An 18564-nucleotide genomic window follows, 5' to 3' on the forward strand; every position below is an offset into this window, starting at 1 on the left:
CCCGGCCAGTTCCGCGAGCCACGCGGGCCAGCCGTCCCGCGCGCGCGCTTCGTCGTCGGTCACGCACGCGAGCGTGAGCAGCGCGTCGTGCAGCTCGTGCGCATCGCGCACGAGCGGCCACGCTTCGTCGCGCACCGCGGCGATTGCGTCGGCGTCGAGCGCGCCGAGATCGTCCGCGGATTCGGGGTCGCTCCAGCGGCGCGCCTGCACCGCCTGCGTGCGGCGCTCTTCGAGCGGCGCGTCGTCGAGGAATGCATACGGTTTCGCGTTCAGAATCTCGGCCGCAAGCGGCGACGGCGCGGGCAGGTCGAGGGCGACCAGCTCGAGCGCGCCGCTTTCGATCCGGTGCAGCAGCGCGAGCCAGCCGTCGGTATCCATCGCGTCGTGCAGGCAGTCGTCGAGCGTCTGGTCGACGAGCGGATGATGTGGAATCTCGCGCTCGCCGACGATGTTCTCGAGACACGCGACCTGATCGGGGAACACGGTCGCGAGCAGGTCCTCGCTCTTCATCCGCTGCAGTTGCGGCGCGGTTCGCTTGCCGCCGGTGTAGCGCGGCAGCGCGAGCGCCGTCGTCGCGTTCCAGCGCCAGCGCACGCCGAACAGCGGCGCGTCGAGCAGCGCCTGGACGAGCACGTGCTCGGCGCTCGCCGCGCGCAGGTAGCGCCAGACTTCGTCGAGCGCGAAGCTGTGCGCGAGCGACAGCGACAGGATGATCGCGTCGTCGGTCGCCGCGGCCTGCAGCTCGAAGTTGAACGTGCGGCAGAAGCGCTTGCGCAGTGCGAGGCCCCAAGCGCGGTTGATGCGGCTGCCGAACGGCGAATGGATTACGAGTTGCGTGCCACCGGATTCGTCGAAGAAGCGCTCCATCACGAGCGTGTGCTGCGTCGGCAACGCGCCGAGCGCCGCGCGGCTGCGCGCGAGATAGTCGGCGATCTGGCGTGCGGCGTCGGGAGACAGCCGCAGGTCGTCGACGAGCCAGCGCACAGCGGGGGCGAGACGGCTTTCGACGGCGCTACCGCTCGCGTGCCGATCACCGTCCGCGAACAGCGCGTCGAGCCGCGCGCGCAGCCGGCCGACCGCGGCCGACAGCTCGTCGCTGCGGCCCGGCGCTTCGCCGAGCCAGAACGGGATGTTCGGCGACTGACCCTGCGCATCCTCGACGCGCACGCGGCCCGTCTCGACGCGAATGATCCGGTACGACTGGTTGCCGAGCTGGAACACGTCGCCGGCCAGGCTCTCGATCGCGAAATCCTCGTTGACGGTGCCGACCTGGATGCCCTGCGGTTCGAGCAACACCGCGTAGTCGGCCATGTCGGGGATCGTGCCGCCGGAGGTCGTCGCGGTCATCATCGCGTTGCGCCGCCCGCGCACCGTGCCGCCGACCACGTCGCGATGCAGGTACGTGGCGCGCACGCCGCGCCGGCTGCTGAAACCTTCGCCGAGCATCCGCATCACGTCGTCGAACCGCTCGCGCGGCAGGCGCGCATACGGCGCCGCGCGCGTGAAGCATCGATACAGCGCGTCTTCCTGCCATTCGGCGCACGCGACTTCCGCGACGATCTGCTGCGCGAGCACGTCGAGCGGCGCGTCGGGGATCCGCAGCGTGTCGAGTTCGCCGCGCCGCACGCAGTCGAGCAGCGCCGCGCATTCGACGAGTTCGTCGCGCGACAGCGGGAACAGGCGCCCCTTCGGCACGCCGCCGACATGGTGCCCGGAACGGCCGACGCGCTGCAGGAATGGCGCGATGCCGCGCGGCGAGCCGACCTGGCAGACGAGATCGACATCGCCGATGTCGATGCCGAGTTCCAGCGACGCGGTCGCGACCAGCAGCTTCAGTTCGCCGCGCTTCAGGCGCTGTTCCGCGTCGAAGCGGTGTTCTTTCGCGAGGCTGCCGTGATGTGCGGCGATCGCGTCCTTGCCGAGCCGGTCCGCGAGATGGCGCGCCATGCGCTCCGCGGTGCGCCGCGTGTTGACGAACACGAGTGTTGTGCGGTGCGCAGCGGCGAGCCCGGCGATCCGGTCGTACAGCTGTTCCCACACGTCGGTTGCCATCACCGGTTCGAGCGGCACGTTCGGCAATTCGAGCGCGAGGTCGCGCTCGCGTGCGTGGCCCGTGTCGACGATCGTGCAGTCGCGCGGCGCGTCCGCAGGCCCGCCTACCAGGAAGCGCGCGACCGCGTCGATCGGCTTTTGCGTCGCCGACAGCCCGATGCGCGGCAGCGCGCGTCCGGCCAACGCGTCGAGCCGTTCGAGCGACAGCGCGAGATGGCTGCCGCGCTTGCTGTTGGCCAACGCGTGGATCTCGTCGACGATCACCGAGCGCACGGTCGACAGCATCTGGCGACCGGACGTCGACGACAGCAGCACGTACAGCGATTCCGGCGTCGTCACGAGGATGTGTGGCGCGCGCTTGCGCAGCGCCGCGCGCTCGGCCTGCGTGGTGTCGCCGGTGCGCACCGCGGTGCGGATCGCGGGCACCGGCAGGCCGAGCTGCGCGAGCGTCTCGGCGATGCCGGCGAGCGGTGCTTCGAGGTTCACGTGGATGTCGTTCGACAGCGCCTTCAGCGGCGACACGTAGACGGTCAGCGTCGCGTCGGGCAGCGTGCCGTCGTGCGCGAGTGCATCGCGCACGAGATCGTCGATCGCGCACAGGAAGCCGGTGAGCGTCTTGCCGGAGCCGGTCGGTGCGGCGACGAGCGTCGAGCGGCCGGCCTTGATATGCGGCCATGCAAGCGCCTGCGCGCCGGTCGGCGCGGCGAACGTGCGCTGGAACCAGGCGGCGACGGCGGGGTGGAACACGTCGAGCACGCTGGCGGCGGCGCAGTTGGCAGAGCAGGTGGCGGTGACGTCCATCGAAGCGGCGAATCAGGGTGCGAGCACGGGTGCGCAGTGCGGCGCGCGCGAACCGTCAGTGTGCCAGACGTCGCACGCGCGTGCCGGGCGGCTCAGCGGAGCACGGAGGACATTCAGAGGGGGGAACGCCGAGCCAACGCCCACGCGACCGCTACACGCGACGCAGCCACCCAAGCCACTGCTGCAGCGCGGGCGCGTGCGTCCACACCGATTGCGCGAGCCACAGTGCGCCGGCCCATGCCGCACCGACCACGATCAGGTCGCAGTTCCCGCTGTTCCACAGGTTCAGCGAGTGACGCCGCCAGATCCACGGCACGCCGAGCGGATTCGGCCAGTCGGCGAGCAGGTGCATCAGCCCGCCGCACGCGAAGCCGAACAGCGGCGCGGCCCACAGCGGATGCGGATGATGCGCGAGCCCGTGCCACCCGAGCGCGAGCAGCGCGACCCAGCCGATACCCCAATGCGTGACGGTGCGATGCGTGATCCAGAGCCGGCGCTTGCGGCTCCACCAGGCGATTTCGAGCCAGTCGGGCGCGGTGCCGCCGGCGACGCCGGCCGCGAATGCGGCGAGGATGCCCGCATGCCACGGGCCGGTCGCGCCACTCTGCGCGACGAGAACGGCGGCAATCAGGCCGGCCGCAAAGCCGCTCGCATGATGTGCGTTGTGTGATGCCATACGGAAAGAAAACGGGAAAGAAAACGGGAAAGAAAACGAACGAAAAGAGTACGAACGGAAAACGTCGGGGCGGCGCAAATGCGAAGGGGCGCCATCTTCTCAGATCGGCGCGCGGCGCGGGAGATCCGGGCGAGGATATTTCGCGTATGCGACGGTGACGGGGGCGGATTCGTCGTGATTCGTAGTATCGCCTGACGATAGGCCAATTGACAGCGCCACGACTACGAATCCCTGTTATTGGGCGCAACGGTCTCACGGCTATAAGCAAATGAAGCGAATTCTTCGGCCTTGAAACGCGCTCACATGGGAGACACGCAATGCGCACGTTCGATCGCTTCAAAACCTCCGCCATCGTCGTCGCTACCGCGGCCGGCATCGGCTTCCTGCCGGCCGCGCCCGCGTATGCGAAGAGTCCGCAGCATGCCGTCCTGACGAGTTCGGCGGTCGCCGTCGCCGACAAGTACAGCGCGGATGCCGCGGAGCGGATCTTCAAGGAAGGCGGCAATGCGATCGACGCTGCGGTCGCGATCGCATTCACGCTCGCCGTCACGTATCCGGAAGCGGGCAACATCGGCGGCGGCGGCTTCATGACGCTCTACGTCGACGGCAAGCCGTACTTTCTCGACTACCGCGAGCGCGCGCCGCTCGCCGCCACGAAAGACATGTACCTCGACAAGCAGGGCGAAGTCGTGCCCGGCATGAGCCTGTACGGCAACCGCGCGGTCGGCGTGCCCGGCACGGTCGCGGGGATGTGGGAAGCGCAGAAGCGCTTCGGCAAGCTGAAGTGGAAGCAGGTGCTCGCGCCGGCGATCCACTACGCGCGCGACGGCTTCATCGTCGACGAGCAGCTCGCGCAGCGCGGCGTCGACGCGTCGAAGGAATTCGGCGGCAAGACCAATTTCGACAAGTACTTCGGCACGATGAAGGCCGGCGCGAACTTCAGGCAGCCGGATCTCGCGGCCGTCCTCACGCGAATCTCGAACGACGGCGCGAAGGATTTCTACGACGGCAGGACGGCCGAGCTGATCGCCGCGTCGATGAAGGCCGGCAACGGGCTGATCACGAAGCAGGACCTGCAGCAATACCGCGCGGTCTGGCGCGAGCCGATCCAGGCGAACTGGAACGGCTATCGCGTGATCACCGCGCCGCCGCCGAGCTCGGGCGGGATCGGGCTCGTGCAGTTGCTGAAGATGAAGGCCGACCGGAAGCAGGACTTCGACGGCGTCACGCTCAATTCGCCGCAATACGTGCACCTGATCGCCGAGATCGAGAAGCGTGTGTTCGCCGATCGCGCGCAGTACCTCGGCGATCCGGACTTCTACAAGGTGCCGGTCGCGCAGCTGACCGACGACGCGTACATCGCGAAGCGCGCGGCGGAAGTGAGCCCGACGCAGATCGCGGACACGAACAGCGTGCAGCCGGGCCTCGGCACGTCGATGCCGGAGAAGGCGGAGACGACGCACTTCTCGGTCGTCGACAAGTGGGGCAACGCGGTGTCGAACACGTACACGATCAACGGCTATTTCGGCTCGGGGATGATCGCGGACGGCACGGGCATCGTGCTCAACGACGAGATGGACGACTTCTCCGCGAAGCCGGGCGTCGCCAACGCATTCGGCGTCGTCGGCGCGGACGCCAACGCGATCGAGCCGAACAAGCGGCCGCTGTCGTCGATGACGCCGACGATCCTGACGCGGGACGGCAAGGTCGCGCTCGTGATCGGCACGCCGGGCGGTTCGCGGATCTTCACGTCGATCTTCCAGGTGATCAACAACATCTACGACTTCAGGATGCCGTTGAAGGAAGCGGTCGGCGCGATGCGCTTCCATCACCAGTTGCTGCCGCCGAACACGATCTTCTGGGAGCCGTACCGCCCGATCGACGGCGAACTCGCGAAGGATGTCGAGGCGCGCGGCTACAAGCTGGAAGGACAGGATTTCAGCGGCGACATCCAGGCGATCAAGATCGACGGCAAGACGCCGGACGCGGTGGCCGATCCGCGCGGGCGTGGGGTCACGCGGGTGATCGACTGACCCTGCCGCGCGCAGCCGCTGCCACGACGACAGTGGCGCAAGCGACGCCGCCACCGGCGGCAAGCATGACGTCGGAAAGCCCGGTGCGGGCGAGGATCGCCGCACCGGCCATCGCGCCGACGCCCGACGCACCGTTGAAAACCGTCGTATAGAGCGCCGACGCAGGTATCGCGGCTGCGCCGCCCGCGCGCAGCACCCACGTCTGGATCCCGACGAACAACGCGGAGATCGCGGCGCCCCATGCGAGCAGGCACGCCACCGCCGTTGCGATCCCGGTGCGCGGCACGAGCCAGCCCAGCCCGATCAGCGCAGCGCACATGAACACCAGTGCTGCGACGATCACGAGCTTGAAATGGCGGTCGATGGCCAATCCCGTCAGCACGTTGCCCAGCAGCCCCGCTGCGCCGAACGCAAACAGCAGCGGCGCGACGGCGGAGGGGGCCACGCCCGGCATCTGCCGCAGATACGGCTCGATGAACGTGAACGCGCCGAAGTGGGCCGCGACCGTGAAGATCGCGACCGCATAGGCGACCCACAGCGCACGGTTCCGCAGCACCCCGGCGAGCGCCTTGCCGCCGACCGCGCCTTCGGCCCGGATCGTCGGCAATGCCGCGGCCATCAACAGCGCCGTCAGCAGGCTCAACCCGCTCAGCAAACCGAACGCGACCCGCCAGTCCCAGTGCTGGCCGATCACGTTGACGAGCGGCACGCCGAGCACGCTCGCTATCGAGATGCCGCCGAACACGACGGCGGTCGCGACGCCGATCCGGTCGCGCGGCGCGATCTGCGTGGCCAGCGCGGCGACCATCGCCCAGAAGATGCCGTGTGCGAGCGCGCCCGCGATGCGCGCCAGCATCAGCGCCGGGAACACGGGCGCGACCGCGGAGACGCCGCTCGACGCCGCGAGCAGCAGCATCAGGCCGATCAGCAGCGGCTTGGCGGGAAAGTGGTTCGGCAGCACGGCCGACAGTAGCGCGCTGCCCGCGCCGATCCACGCGTAGGCCGACACGATGAGGCCGACGGTTGCCGGACGCTCGTGCAGATCGCCGGCGATCGACGACAGGAGGCCGATGGGTGCGAATTCCGTGACGACGATGGTGAAGGTGGCGACGGCGAGGACGACGATCGCCAGCCAGCGGTGAAGCGGCGATACCGCATCGGATTGCGGCGCCGTAGTGCAGGTGGACATGAAGGTGGACTCCGTGGGGTTGGGGCGGTCGTTCGGAAGAAACGCGATCAGTGGTTCAGGATGAATTGCAGGATTCGGGCCGTGACGGCTTCGGGAGCGTCCTCGAGGCAGTAGTGCCCGACGCCCGCAAGGCGCTCGACCGGCGCGGACGGAAACAGCGCGCTGAACAGCGGCAGGAAGTGATCGGCGCCGAGCGTGCGGTCGGCATCGCCCCAGATCGCGAGCGCGGGCTTGTCGCGTATCGCACGTATTGCCGCCGCGTCGGGCACTTCGAACCGATGTGCGCTCGTCGCAAATCCTTTCGCCCAGCCGATCGCGCCGACACAGTCGGCGGGGCTCGCGAACGGCGCGGCGTAGGCGGCGAGCCAGTCGTCGGTGATGATCGCGTGGTTCTCGAAACCGTTGAGCTTCAGTGTGCTCAGCATGTTGAAGCCGAGTTGTCCGAGGACGGGCTCCAGGCTGCCGTCCGCCGCTGCGCGGGTGATCCACTGGAACCACGGCGCATCGCGGCCGTTCGCGATCAAACGATCGAAAAGATCAGCCTGGCCGAACGGCGTCGGCCCGTTCGTCGATACGATGCGCCGGATACGGTCCGGGTGGCGGGCCGCGAGCCCCATCCCGACGGGGCCGCCGAAATCGTGCATCACGAGCGTCACGCGATCGAGGTCGAGCGCGAGCACGAACCGCTCCAGATTGTCGATGTGATCCTGCAGCCAGTAGCTGCGATCCTGCGGCGCTGCGCTTTTTCCGAAGCCCATGTGATCGGGAACGACGACCCGATGCGTGCGGCTCAGCCGCGCAATCAGGTGGCGGAACAGGTAGCCCCAGGTGGGCTCGCCATGCAGGCACAGGACGGTCTCGCCGTCGCGCGGACCTTCGTCCACGTAATGCATCCGGAAGCCGGACGCATCGTCGAAATGCGGGGTGAACGGAAATGTGCCACCGAACGTGGCGTCGAACCGGATCATCGGGCGCTCCTTTCGAGAGTTGAGCTTTCTGGTTTCAAATTGAAACCATGCGGGAGCTTAGGATGTCCGGTTTCAATTTGCAACCATTTTGACGGTGTGGCGGAATCGGACAGACTGAATGGCGGCAGGAGAGGAGGCGGACCGGTCGATCCCCCGCGATTGATTTTTGGCTCGTCAGGTTTTATATTGCAACCGACAAAACACGAGGAATGGCGGCCGTTCTGGCCGCCGATGAAGCTGCGCGAACGGCAGCACAGGACGTATCGATGAACAGGCGAACCACCCACCAGGATTCACCCTGCGGCGTTGCCCGCCCGCTGGACGCGATCGGCGACTGGTGGTCGCTGCTGATCGTCCGCGACGCATTCGACGGCCTGCGCCGGTTCGGCGAATTCCAGAAGAGTCTCGGCCTGGCGAAGAACATCCTGGCGGCCCGTCTGCGCAACCTGGTCGCTCACGGGATCATGGATGCGGTGCCGGCAGCCGACGGCGGCGCGCACCGCGAATACGTGCTGACCGAGAAGGGGCGCGGGCTGTTTCCGCTGCTCGTCGCGCTGCGGCAGTGGGGCGAGGATTTCTTCTTCGACCCGGACGAGGCGCACGTGCTGCTGGTCGACAGGAAGACCGGGCTTCCCGTCAGGAAGCTGGAGCTGCGCTCGCAGGACGGGCGCGTGCTTGGGCCCGAGGACACGGTCGTGTTGCTGCCGCCTGGCGTCAACGCGTCCGGGCAGGAATGACGGGGCGACAATGAGGGCTGCATTGCAGCAAGCGCCGGCCGTTCGTAGTTGACATCTTCCTTTCATCATTCTCGCGCGCCCGCCTGCGATAATGGCCCGATTTCGTTGCGTCATCGAAGGAGGCCCCATGGGCGACAACGACACCCGCATCGATGCGGAAGCAATGGAGGCGCGCCAGCGCCGGCTCGAGGAGGATCTCGTCGACGCGTATGACGAGGAACTCGAGATGGAGCTCGACGATCGCCGTTTCGACGATGACGACCTGCTGTTCTCGTCCGAGCGTCGCGAGGCGCGCAAGCGCTATTTCCGCGAGCTGTTCCGCCTGCAGGGCGAACTCGTCAAGCTGCAGGACTGGGTCGTCAGCACCGGGCACCGGCTCGTCGTGATCTTCGAAGGCCGCGATGCGGCGGGCAAGGGCGGCGCGATCAAGCGCATCACGCAGCGCCTGAATCCGCGCGTATGCCGCGTGGCCGCGCTGCCCGCACCCAGCAACCGCGAGCGCACGCAGTGGTATTTCCAGCGCTATGTCGCGCACCTGCCGGCGGGCGGCGAGATCGTGCTGTTCGACCGGAGCTGGTACAACCGTGCGGGTGTCGAGCGCGTGATGAACTTCTGTACCGACGACGAATACGAGGAGTTCTACCGGTCGGTGCCGGAATTCGAGAAGATGCTCGTGCGCAGCGGCATCCAGATCGTGAAGTACTGGTTTTCGATCACCGATCCCGAGCAGGAGCGGCGCTTCCAGCATCGCATCGAGGATCCGCTGAAGCAGTGGAAGCTGAGCCCGATGGATCTGGAAAGCCGACGCCGCTGGGAGGCGTATACCGTCGCGAAGGAGGAGATGCTGCAGCGCACGCATATTCCCGAGGCGCCGTGGTGGGTCGTGCAGGCGGTCGACAAGAAGCGCGCGCGCCTGAACTGCATCCACCATCTGCTGAGCCAGGTGCCGTATCACGAGGTGCCGCGCGCATCGATCGATTTGCCGCAGCGCGAGCATCACGAGGACTACATCCGCCGGCCCGTGCCGGAAAACATGATCGTGCCGGAACTGTATTGAACGCGGTGCCGGCCGCGCCATACCGGGCGGCGGGCCGTCATTCCCGGATCAGGAACGCGGCGCGGTCGCGCCCGACGATCCATGTCGGCGCGCGACCGCGTCCGCTCCACGTCGCGCCGGTGGCCGGATCGCGGTATTTCGGGCCGACCGTGAACAGTTTCGCGCGGTCGCTGTAGCCTTGCCCGAACACTTCCCGCGCGGTCAGCGCATAGGCCGTGACGATCTGTCGCACCTGCTCCAGCGCGGTATTGCGTTCCGCGCGGCGGGCGATCCTGATTTTCCTGTCGAGTTCTGCAAGCTGGGCTTGCAGTTTCTGAACACGCTGCATGCGTCGGTTGTCCCATAGTTGATATCGACTTATCGATGACGCGTCATGCGGGATTCCGCATGTCGGCACACCCGGCCGAGGCGCGCCAAGCGGACGCGGCGCGCGCTGTATGCGCGGCGCCGGCCCGGTCTGCCGGCAGACCGTTTACACGACGGCTATCGGGAAGACCGCATGAGAGTAGATTTCAGCGGACGTTTTTGCTATCGGACTGATCCGAATTTTCGGGGGAATCGACGGATAACTTGCGGTTATTCGGGGTGGGGCCGCCGTGACGTCACAGATCCGGAAAGCCCGATCGCCCCAGCGTGAGGTCGAACAGCACGGTGCGCGCGTCGCTCTCGGCGGTGACGGGCAGCTTGATCACGAGCCGCACGGTCATCCCGTACGCGCTGTCGGCCAGCTCGTAGCCGGCCTGCTCGATCCAGCGGCGCACGCGCGCTTCGTCCGGATAGCCGATCTCGATCGCGAGGCGCGTCAGGCGGATCCGTTCGACGCGTTGCGCATCGAGCAGCGTCGACGCGATCGCGTCCGTGTACGCGCGCACGAGGCCGCCCGCGCCGAGCTTGACGCCACCGTAGTAGCGCACGACCGCGCCCAGCACGCCGTCGAGGTCGTGGTGGCGCAGCACCTCGAGGATCGGCCGGCCCGCGGTGCCGGACGGCTCGCCGTCGTCCGACATCCCCGACTGGCCGCCGGCGAGCAGCGCCCAGCAGACGTGCGTCGCCGTCGGGTGTTCGTCGCGCAGGCGTTGCAGCGCCTGCATCGCGGCGTCGCGGTCCTCGACCGGGATCGCATGCGCGATGAAGCGGCTCTTGCGGATTTCGAGTTCCCGGGTGTAGGTGGTGGCGAGCGAGTAAGTCATGTTCCGGGAGACGTTAAACGTATGAAAAACAAAGGTCTACGGGTCTGATTGCGTGGGTCGATGTGGATCGACATCGATGCGTTCGGGTATCGATCGCCTGCATCGTGCGTGCTTCGTGCCTGCTTGGCGCGAGCAGGATGAAAAGAACAATTTTACAGCGACGCGGCATCGAAGCATTTCGATGCTGTCGGGACGCGAGACACGCGGTCGATCTGTCGGGATGCGATGGCGCCGGCCGGGCGTGTCGGCCACCGGGCCTTGCGTAACGCAACCGGTCTCCACCGGGATGACCGTGGCGCCGAAATCTGAAAGAATCGTCGTCGTCGCCGATCCAGCAACGTAGCAAGAGGAAAGATGCACACAGGAAACGTCAACGTTCCGGAAATATCTGCGGCGATGCGCGCGAAGCTCGGCGAGCTGGCGCTGGACCCGTCGGAAGTGATCGAGCGGACCTATGCGGCGCTGACCCGCATCGAGGGCTACGAAGACCTCTCGTCTGCCGTCAGGAAAGACATCATGGATTCCATCTCGCTGTCGGAGCGGATGTGGTTCGAATCCCTGTTTGCCGGAACGTTTCCGTCGTCCGATGATCTCGATGTATTTCAGGAGTTCGGCCGCAGACGGGTTCATCAGGGCATTCCGCTGCCGTCGCTGCTTCGAGCGTTTCGCGTCGGGCTGAGAGAGGTGTGGCGCAAGTGCGCCGAGCTCGGCAACGAAGACGACGCGTTGCGCGACGAGCTGCTTTTCGTGATTTCGCCTTACCTGATGGACTATTTCGACGATATGGCGCAGCTGATTTCGCGCGCCTATCTCGACGAGCAGCATCAGCAGGCGCGCTGGCGAGAGTCGTTGCGATATCAGCTGCACGAAATCATCTTCAGCCATGCCGGCGATGACGACGCATTCCGCAAGATCACCAACGCATTGGGCCTCGACCACTCGGTTCGCCGGATCGCGATCGCAATCGAGTCGGAGCGCCTCGATCGCAGCGCACCGCATTCCGAAGAGGAGGCCGATCGCGTCATGCTCGCTGTCGCGCGGCATCTGAAGACGGCAAGAGACAGTCTGATCGACGTCTGGCATCGCGACCGGCTGGTCGTCTGGGCGCCATGCATTCACGATGAATCGGCAAGCGCGAGCGACAGGCGCGTCGCCGAAAGCATGTTCGCCTTGCTCGACGGACTTCCTTCGGTCGCTTCGGTCGCGTTGGTCGGTATCGGTCTGGCAAGTGCGGGGGCGAAAGGCTGGGCTGCGTCCGCGGAGGAAGCGCTACGCGCGCTGGATTTCGGGCGCAGCCTGAATGCCGGGCAACGGATGCATCGCTATTCGGACATCGTGCTGGAGGAGTGCATACGCAGCAACGACAGCGCGCGGAACTACCTGCTTTCGCTGATCGAGGAAGTGTCGAGCGAGCCGGAGATCGTGCTGACGCTCGAGACCTTCTTTGCAAACATGCAGCGACGGAAGGTCACGGCAGCCGCGCTGGGCATCCATCCGAACACGCTCGATCACCGGCTCGATCGCGTGGAAAATATCACGGGAGCGAAGCTCGACGACGCAGCGTGGATCGCCAGGTTCGAAATCGCGCTCAAGCTTCGACGGATGCACGCGTAGCGAGCCCCGGCCCGCGCGTTGGCGTCGTGCAAGGCCGGGAAAACTTCAGGGGTGCCGGGCGTTCGTTCGTTAGCTCCGGGAATCGGATTCCTTGGCGTCGCCGCGATCGATCGGGGTAACGCCCAGCCCGCTCTGGACGGCCTCGAATCGGGAGCCGACCTTGAGCTTCTCGAAGATGTTCTTCAAATGCCACTTGATGGTTTCTGGCGCAACACGCAATGCGCGTCCGATTTCCTTGTTGGACAGGCCATGGGCGATATGGTTGAGGATCTCGATCTCGCGGGAGCTGAGCAGGTTTCGCGCAGCTCGCGAATCGCCGTCGGCCGCCGGCGCCGGATGCTGGTCGAACGCGGCGAGCAGTCGGTCGAGGAAGATCTGTTGAACACCGCCACGGTCGGGCGTTTCGAGGGCCCATTTCGTCAGCAGGCGCAGCGATGGTTCGCCTTCGTCGACGAAACTGGCGATCATCCCGTTCGACTGTGCGTAGCACAGTGCGTGCTCGAGTGCGTCGAACGCGCGGTCATGCGCGCCGTCATGCGCGTTGTCGTGTGCGCCGTCGTGCGCGTTCTCCTGCTGCAGCGCCAATGCGTGCAACAGCGATATCCGCGCCGCGAGATAATTCATTCCGGCCCGCACGAGCGTGTTCTTCAATTCGTCGAGCCGTTCGGCGGCGCGCGCCGGCTTGCCTGTCGCGATGTCGATCCGGGCGTGGACCTCGCACCAGCTTGCCCACGTCTCGATGAAGCTGCCCTTCGGCATCGGCATCTGCTCGGGCATCAGTGCGTCCAATGCGTCGGCGGCTTCCGTGGCGCGATCGATCCAGCCATGCTGCAGACATAAGCGCACGATGTCGGCGGCGCACGATGCATGCATGCGCAACCAGTGTCGGGAGGTGGCGATTTCGGTCGCCTGTTTCAGGCAGAGCAACGCCGACGCAATATCGTTGTTCCTCGCATGGAGCCGGGCCGCGGTACGGCAATAGTTCGTCAGGGAACCGAGCGGACAGGCTTCCGCGGTGATTGCAGAGCGGTCGTCGATCAATTGCCGGGCACGCGGCAAATCGTTCTGCTCGTAACAGAGCGCTGCCAGGTAGCCGGCCGGAATCGCCGCCGCAGCGGAGTTGCGCAGCACGTTCGCTTCCGCGTGTGCGATAGCCGATTCGAACAGCGCCGCCGCTTCCTGCAGGCGACCATTCGTCAGCAAGTTCAGTCCGAACATGCATTCGCGGTAGACGCTCGCGTAGATGAACTCGTGATAGCCGGTCGGGACGGTCGTCGTTTCGCGTCTGATCTGCTCGACCTCGTCGAAGCGGCTGTCGTATATCAGGCCGAACATCTGCGCCGATTCCGCGAGCCGTCTGACCCACGCCGACACAGGTAGCGATGACGACGCGACTTCCCGCCCGAGCTCGAGCGATCGGTAGCTATCGTCGCCAAAGCCGGAAATGGCCGCGTCGACGGCGATCATCTCGACCGGCAGCGTTGCGTCCTGTTCGTCTTCGATCCGGGCGTTATCGGAGTTATCGGCGCTACCGGCCTGGCGGCGCGCGAAGTCGGAGATCGCCGGCCGCAGCACGTCTTCGGCCTCCGGCATGCGCATCAGAAAGGTAAGCGCCCATGCCTTGGCAAGCCGCAAGCGTAGTCTCGACTCCACCAGCTGAGGCGGCAGCCTGGCGATCAGGCTCAACAACGCGCTCACGTCGCAGCGATCCATCAACGCGATCGCGCAGTTTTCGACCCAGGTCGCGGCCTGCAGCGTCGCGCCGGCGGCGAGTGCATGGCGCACGGCGTCCGGCCACTGCCGCTCGTTCGCAAACCACTGACTGGCCCGGTGGTGAAGCCTCGGTATTTCGTCGGCGAGTTGCCGGGCAGCACGCCGCCTGAGCGCGTCGGACAGCAGTGCGTGATACCGGAACCATTGCCGCTCGTCGTCGAGCGAACGGATGAACAGGTTGTGACGCTCCAGCCAGTCGAGCTTCTCCCAGCTGCGCGCACCGGCGCCCATGATCGCGTCGCACAGGCCGGGATTCAGGCGATCGAGAATCGACGTCCGAAGCAGAAACTGATAGACGGCGGGCGGAAGGCGCGTCAGAACGGCATCGTCGAGATACGCGTCGATGCCGAAGCGGTTGCCGGCGAGATCGCGCGCCACTTTGCCCGCGTCCGCGGCTTCCTTCAGCGACAGGGACGCGAGTTGCAAGCCTGCGATCCATCCTTCGGTCGCGTCGTTGAGCATCTCGACGGTGGTGCGATCGAGCGCCGCGGTGCCCGTGCGCGAGAAGAACGCTTGCGCGTCATCCGCGGAAAAGCGCAGGTCGGATTCGTCGATCCGCAGAAGCTGGCCCTGCGTACGGAACTGTGCAAGCGCCAGCCTGGGCTCGCCACGCGCGCCGAGCAGCACGTGGAAATTCGCGGGGGCATAGCGCAGCAGCCGTAACACCGCTGCGCGTACCGGGGGGGACGTGAGGCGGTCGAAGTCGTCCAGGATCAGAAAGACCTGCCTGCCGCACGCGGCAATTTCGTTGAGCAGCACCGAGATGACGGTGCTGCCCGGGGTCACCGGATCATTGCGCAACAGCTTTTCGGCTTGCTGCCCGATGCCGCCCGTGCCGCGGCTCAACGATGCGACGAGATAAGCGCCGAGCTGGTCGGGATCGTCGTCGTCATCGTCCAGGCTGAGCCACGCGACGAGCTGATGCCGGGTGCGAAGCACTTCGCACCATTCCGACAGCGTCGTTGTCTTCCCGAACCCCGCCGGCGCGATGATCAGGGTGACCGTATGCTCGGCCGCACCGGCCAATCTCTTCAACAGCGTCCGTCGCGTCACCCGGAACCGGGGCGGGCGCGGCGGCGTCATTTTCGTTTGTATTAACGAGAGATTCCAAGGATGTTCATCAGAATCGGTCGGTAAGTTCATTGCGATCAGTCCGGAATTCACCACGCCATGATAATCGCAGTCGTGGTGAGGGTGATGAGGGTTTTCCCACGGTAGGGGGGGAGGGCTCGCATGCCCCCCCGACGCCCGCGTCGACCCTCCCCTTTGAGCGAGCCCACATTTCTCCCGCCTCCTCGTAGCCTTGCATCAGGTTCACGTCGGTTCGGCACGACGACGCGGTCTTCGCTTCGTTTCGTTTCGCTTCGTTTCGCGTCGCGCAAGACGTGTCTCGCCGAATCGAGCCTCCGTCACCAGCCAGTCACCCGTCCATCGAGGAGTCTATTGTGCGTTCCGCATCGCTCACCGGTCAGCCGTCATCGGCCAGTGCGTACCCGCTGCTGATCAAGCAGCTGTTACTTACGCCGCTTGCGGTCAACCCGGAGCAGGAGATCGTTTACCGAGGGCAGGTGCGTTACGACTATTGGACGCTGCGTCATCGCATCGGACAACTGGCCAGCGGCTTGCAGGCGTCGGGCGTGAAGCCGGGCGACACGGTCGCCGTGATGGACTGGGACAGTCACCGCTATCTGGAATGCTATTTCGGCATCCCGATGATGGGCGCCACGCTGATGACGGTCAACGTCAGGCTTTCGCCCGAGCAGATCGCGTACACGCTGAACCACTCGGGCGCATCCGTGCTGCTGGTCAACGCGGAATTCCTCCCCGTGCTCGATACGATCCGGGGCGGATTGCACCACATCGAACGGTTCGTGCTGATCGACGACAGCGGCGCGACCCCCGTGCCCGAATGCTTCGACAACGAGTACGAGCGGCTGCTGGCGGAAGCTTCGCCGGATTTCAACTTCGCCGATTTCGACGAGAACACACGGGCCACGACGTTCTACACGACCGGCACGACGGGCACACCCAAAGGCGTCTATTTTACGCATCGCCAGATCGTGCTCCATACGCTGGCAACGACGGCCGCGCTCGCGAGTTCGCCGAAGCAAGGCCGCATCGATCGAGACGATGTGTACATGCCGATCACGCCGATGTTCCACGTCCATGCGTGGGGGCTGCCGTACGTCGCCACCGTGCTCGGGATCAAGCAGGTTTACCCCGGACGCTACATGCCGGAGATGCTGCTGGATCTGGTCCGCCGCGAGAAGGTCAGCTTTTCGCACTGCGTGCCGACCATCATGCAGATGCTGCTGACCCATCCCGCGGCAAAGGACATCGACCTCAGTCGCTGGAAAGTGATCGTCGGCGGCTCGGCGCTGCCCAAGGGCCTGGCTCAGCTCGCGCTGGACCGGGGCATCGACATCTTTGCCGGCTACGGCATGTCCGAGACCTGTCCGGTGCTGACGATCGCGCAGGTCAAGACATCGATGCTCGACGATGCATCGCAGGCACTGGATGCCCGGACGAAGACCGGCTTGCCGATCCCGCTGGTCGATCTGCGCGTCGTCGATAGCGGGATGCACGACGTTGCGCATGACGGCAAGACGCCCGGTGAAATCGTCGTGCGGGCGCCGTGGCTGACGCAGGGCTATCTCGACAACCCGGAAGCGTCGGACGCGCTCTGGGCCGGCGGGTATCTCCATACGAGCGATATCGGGATCATCGACAGCGACGGGTATCTGCAGGTCACGGATCGTATCAAGGACGTGATCAAGAGCGGTGGCGAATGGGTGTCGTCGATCGAGCTCGAGAGCCTGATCTCGCGTCACCCGGCGGTCGCGGAGGTCGCCGTCATCGGCATCCGGGACGAGAAATGGGGGGAGCGCCCGCTGGCGCTCGTCGTGCCGAAGGCCGACGCGGTTGTGGACGAACGCGCGATCCACGCACACCTGGCCGGGTTCGTCGAACGCGGACTGCTGTCGAAACATGCGATACCCGAATCGATCGTGTTCGTCGAGTCACTAGATAAAACCAGCGTCGGCAAGATCAACAAGCGAGCACTGCGCAGCCGGTACGCGACCGCGTGATCGGCGCGTATCAGGCGGCCCCGCTCGACTGACGTAGCGACTCAGGAACAGGGCGCCGCCATTTTTGAAAATAACGATCGAGACTTGGAGGATATGAATGAAATCACCACTGCGTCAGGGAGCACTCGGCATTTTTGTCGCGGCATCGCTGGGTACGACGTCGGGACTGGCGCACGCGCAGAGCAGCGTCACGTTGTATGGCGTACTGGATGCGGCGTTGCTCTACACGAGCAAATCGCTGAATACGGCGACGGGGGCGAATGACGGCCACAAGTTTGCGATGGTCGACGGTGCCGCGTCGGCGTCGCGCTTCGGCATGAGAGGCGTCGAAGATCTGGGTGGCGGGCTGAAGGCCACGTTTGTGCTCGAGAGCGGCATCGATATCCCGAGCGGCAAGTTTGGCAATTCGAACGGCAACATGTTCGGCCGTCAGGCATGGATCGGCCTGAGCGGCGATTTCGGGACGATCAAGGCCGGCCTGCAATACTCGCCGTTCGTGCTGTCGCTGATCGCGTCCGACCCGCGCGACATTGCGTATTTTGGCAGCGGTGCGGTCATCTACGTTGACAACCTGCTGGTGACGGGGCTGTTCAATCAGAACGCCGTTTCCTATACGAGCCCGGTGATCGCGGGCTTCCAGGGCAGTGCGATGTTCGGATTCGGCGGCAAGGCGGGGGATTTCCAGTCGGGGCGCCAATATTCGGCCAGCCTGAAATACCAGGCAGGCGGACTCCTCGTCACGGCGGCACTCTACAACGGTAACGCGGGCGGCACGGCAGCGACGCCGATTCCCAGCACCGTGCCGGTGACCGGACGTACGATCGGCGCTGCTTACAATTTCGGAAGTCTGACCGTCAAGGGCTCTTACGCGCTCTACAAGGTGAGCGGCGCGTTCGACAACCGGGTGTACGGAGCCGGCGCAAGTTACACCTTCACACCCGCAGTCGAAGCCGACGCGGGAGCGTGGGTGACGAGTGACGGCAACAAGACCGCCAATCATTCGGTCCTGACTGCAGTCGGGTTGCGGTATTTCATGTCGAAGGCGACGACCCTTTATGGACAGGTCGGGCTGGTACATAACCACGGGCTGATGGACACCGGACTCGCGGTCAACGGCGCGCTGTACGAGGGACCCGGTACGACGGTGGGCGCGGTGGTCGGCATTCGTCATACGTTCTAGGCCGCGGCGTCGGGATTGTGAATACTCACAATCCCGGTGTTTGATAGTCACAATATCCGCGCGCTTCCTCTGCACTTACTATCGAAAACCGGGTCGCGCGATGCGCGGTCCCGGTCCGATGTGTACTTCCAGCCCGGAGACAGCACAGGCGCCTGGCGTTCGCGGCAGCCCGTCCGAGCTTTCTCTCGTCGTGTTCATTCAATCA

13 protein-coding genes are annotated in these 18564 nt (G+C 65.7%); 6 read left to right on the forward strand and 7 right to left on the reverse strand.

Features of this window, described 5'->3' with window-relative positions:
* Together G3N94_RS23185 and G3N94_RS23190 are read right to left on the reverse strand one after the other, a co-directional pair.
* Positions 1-2853 (reverse strand): DEAD/DEAH box helicase (locus G3N94_RS23185; protein WP_205794897.1); only part of this gene is annotated, 2853 nt, incomplete at its 3' end.
* 151 nt (positions 2854-3004) lie between these two features.
* Positions 3005-3529, reverse strand: a complete 525-nt coding sequence (locus G3N94_RS23190; RefSeq protein WP_205794898.1) for a metal-dependent hydrolase — start codon at positions 3527-3529, stop codon at positions 3005-3007.
* Positions 3530-3846: 317 nt separating this feature from the next.
* On the opposite strand from G3N94_RS23190, the gene ggt reads away from it, so the two are divergent.
* Positions 3847-5562 (forward strand): gamma-glutamyltransferase, encoded by a 1716-nt coding sequence (gene ggt / locus G3N94_RS23195; protein ID WP_205794899.1) that lies wholly within the window; start codon positions 3847-3849, stop codon positions 5560-5562.
* Here ggt and G3N94_RS23200 read toward each other — a convergent pair.
* Complete coding sequence (locus tag G3N94_RS23200; RefSeq protein ID WP_205794900.1) at positions 5543-6751, reverse strand: MFS transporter; 1209 nt, start codon at positions 6749-6751, stop codon at positions 5543-5545. The two genes, ggt and G3N94_RS23200, sit on opposite strands and share 20 nt — an antisense overlap.
* Positions 6752-6798: 47 nt before the next feature.
* Positions 6799-7719: an alpha/beta fold hydrolase gene (locus G3N94_RS23205; protein ID WP_205794901.1), complete on the reverse strand. Its 921-nt coding sequence runs from the start codon at positions 7717-7719 to the stop codon at positions 6799-6801.
* 266 nt (positions 7720-7985) lie between these two features.
* Here G3N94_RS23205 and G3N94_RS23210 point away from each other — a divergent pair, with 266 nt between their 5' ends.
* Both G3N94_RS23210 and ppk2 read left to right on the forward strand, forming a co-directional pair.
* A complete protein-coding gene (locus G3N94_RS23210) occupies positions 7986-8456 on the forward strand; it encodes a helix-turn-helix domain-containing protein (RefSeq protein ID WP_205794902.1) in 471 nt (156 codons plus the stop codon).
* Between the two features lie 127 nt (positions 8457-8583).
* On the forward strand, positions 8584-9513 hold the full coding sequence (gene ppk2 / locus G3N94_RS23215) for a polyphosphate kinase 2 (protein WP_205794903.1): 930 nt from the start codon (positions 8584-8586) through the stop codon (positions 9511-9513).
* 37 nt (positions 9514-9550) lie between these two features.
* Here ppk2 and G3N94_RS23220 read toward each other — a convergent pair whose 3' ends face one another.
* Entirely contained in the window at positions 9551-9841 is a 291-nt protein-coding gene (locus G3N94_RS23220) for an H-NS histone family protein (RefSeq protein ID WP_205794904.1), read from the reverse strand.
* 274 nt (positions 9842-10115) lie between these two features.
* Positions 10116-10703 (reverse strand): YigZ family protein, encoded by a 588-nt coding sequence (locus G3N94_RS23225; protein ID WP_205794905.1) that lies wholly within the window; start codon positions 10701-10703, stop codon positions 10116-10118.
* A 354-nt stretch (positions 10704-11057) separates the two neighbouring features.
* On the opposite strand from G3N94_RS23225, the gene G3N94_RS23230 reads away from it, so the two are divergent.
* The gene (locus G3N94_RS23230) at positions 11058-12317 is read left to right on the forward strand and encodes a helix-turn-helix domain-containing protein (protein ID WP_205794906.1); all 1260 of its coding nucleotides are present in this window, start codon (positions 11058-11060) and stop codon (positions 12315-12317) included.
* Positions 12318-12386: 69 nt separating this feature from the next.
* Here the strand turns inward: G3N94_RS23230 and G3N94_RS23235 are convergent, their stop codons facing one another.
* Positions 12387-15233 (reverse strand): LuxR C-terminal-related transcriptional regulator, encoded by a 2847-nt coding sequence (locus G3N94_RS23235; protein WP_205794907.1) that lies wholly within the window; start codon positions 15231-15233, stop codon positions 12387-12389.
* Positions 15234-15535: 302 nt separating this feature from the next.
* Between G3N94_RS23235 and G3N94_RS23240 the strand changes: the two genes are divergently transcribed.
* Together G3N94_RS23240 and G3N94_RS23245 are read left to right on the forward strand one after the other, a co-directional pair.
* On the forward strand, positions 15536-17179 hold the full coding sequence (locus G3N94_RS23240; protein ID WP_205794908.1) for a fatty acid--CoA ligase: 1644 nt from the start codon (positions 15536-15538) through the stop codon (positions 17177-17179).
* Positions 17180-17276: 97 nt separating this feature from the next.
* Complete coding sequence (locus G3N94_RS23245; RefSeq protein ID WP_205794909.1) at positions 17277-18359, forward strand: porin; 1083 nt, start codon at positions 17277-17279, stop codon at positions 18357-18359.
* Positions 18360-18564 lie beyond the last annotated feature (205 nt).

Origin of the sequence: Burkholderia sp. Ac-20353, assembly GCF_017104785.1 — a bacterium.
Lineage (GTDB): Bacteria > Pseudomonadota > Gammaproteobacteria > Burkholderiales > Burkholderiaceae > Burkholderia.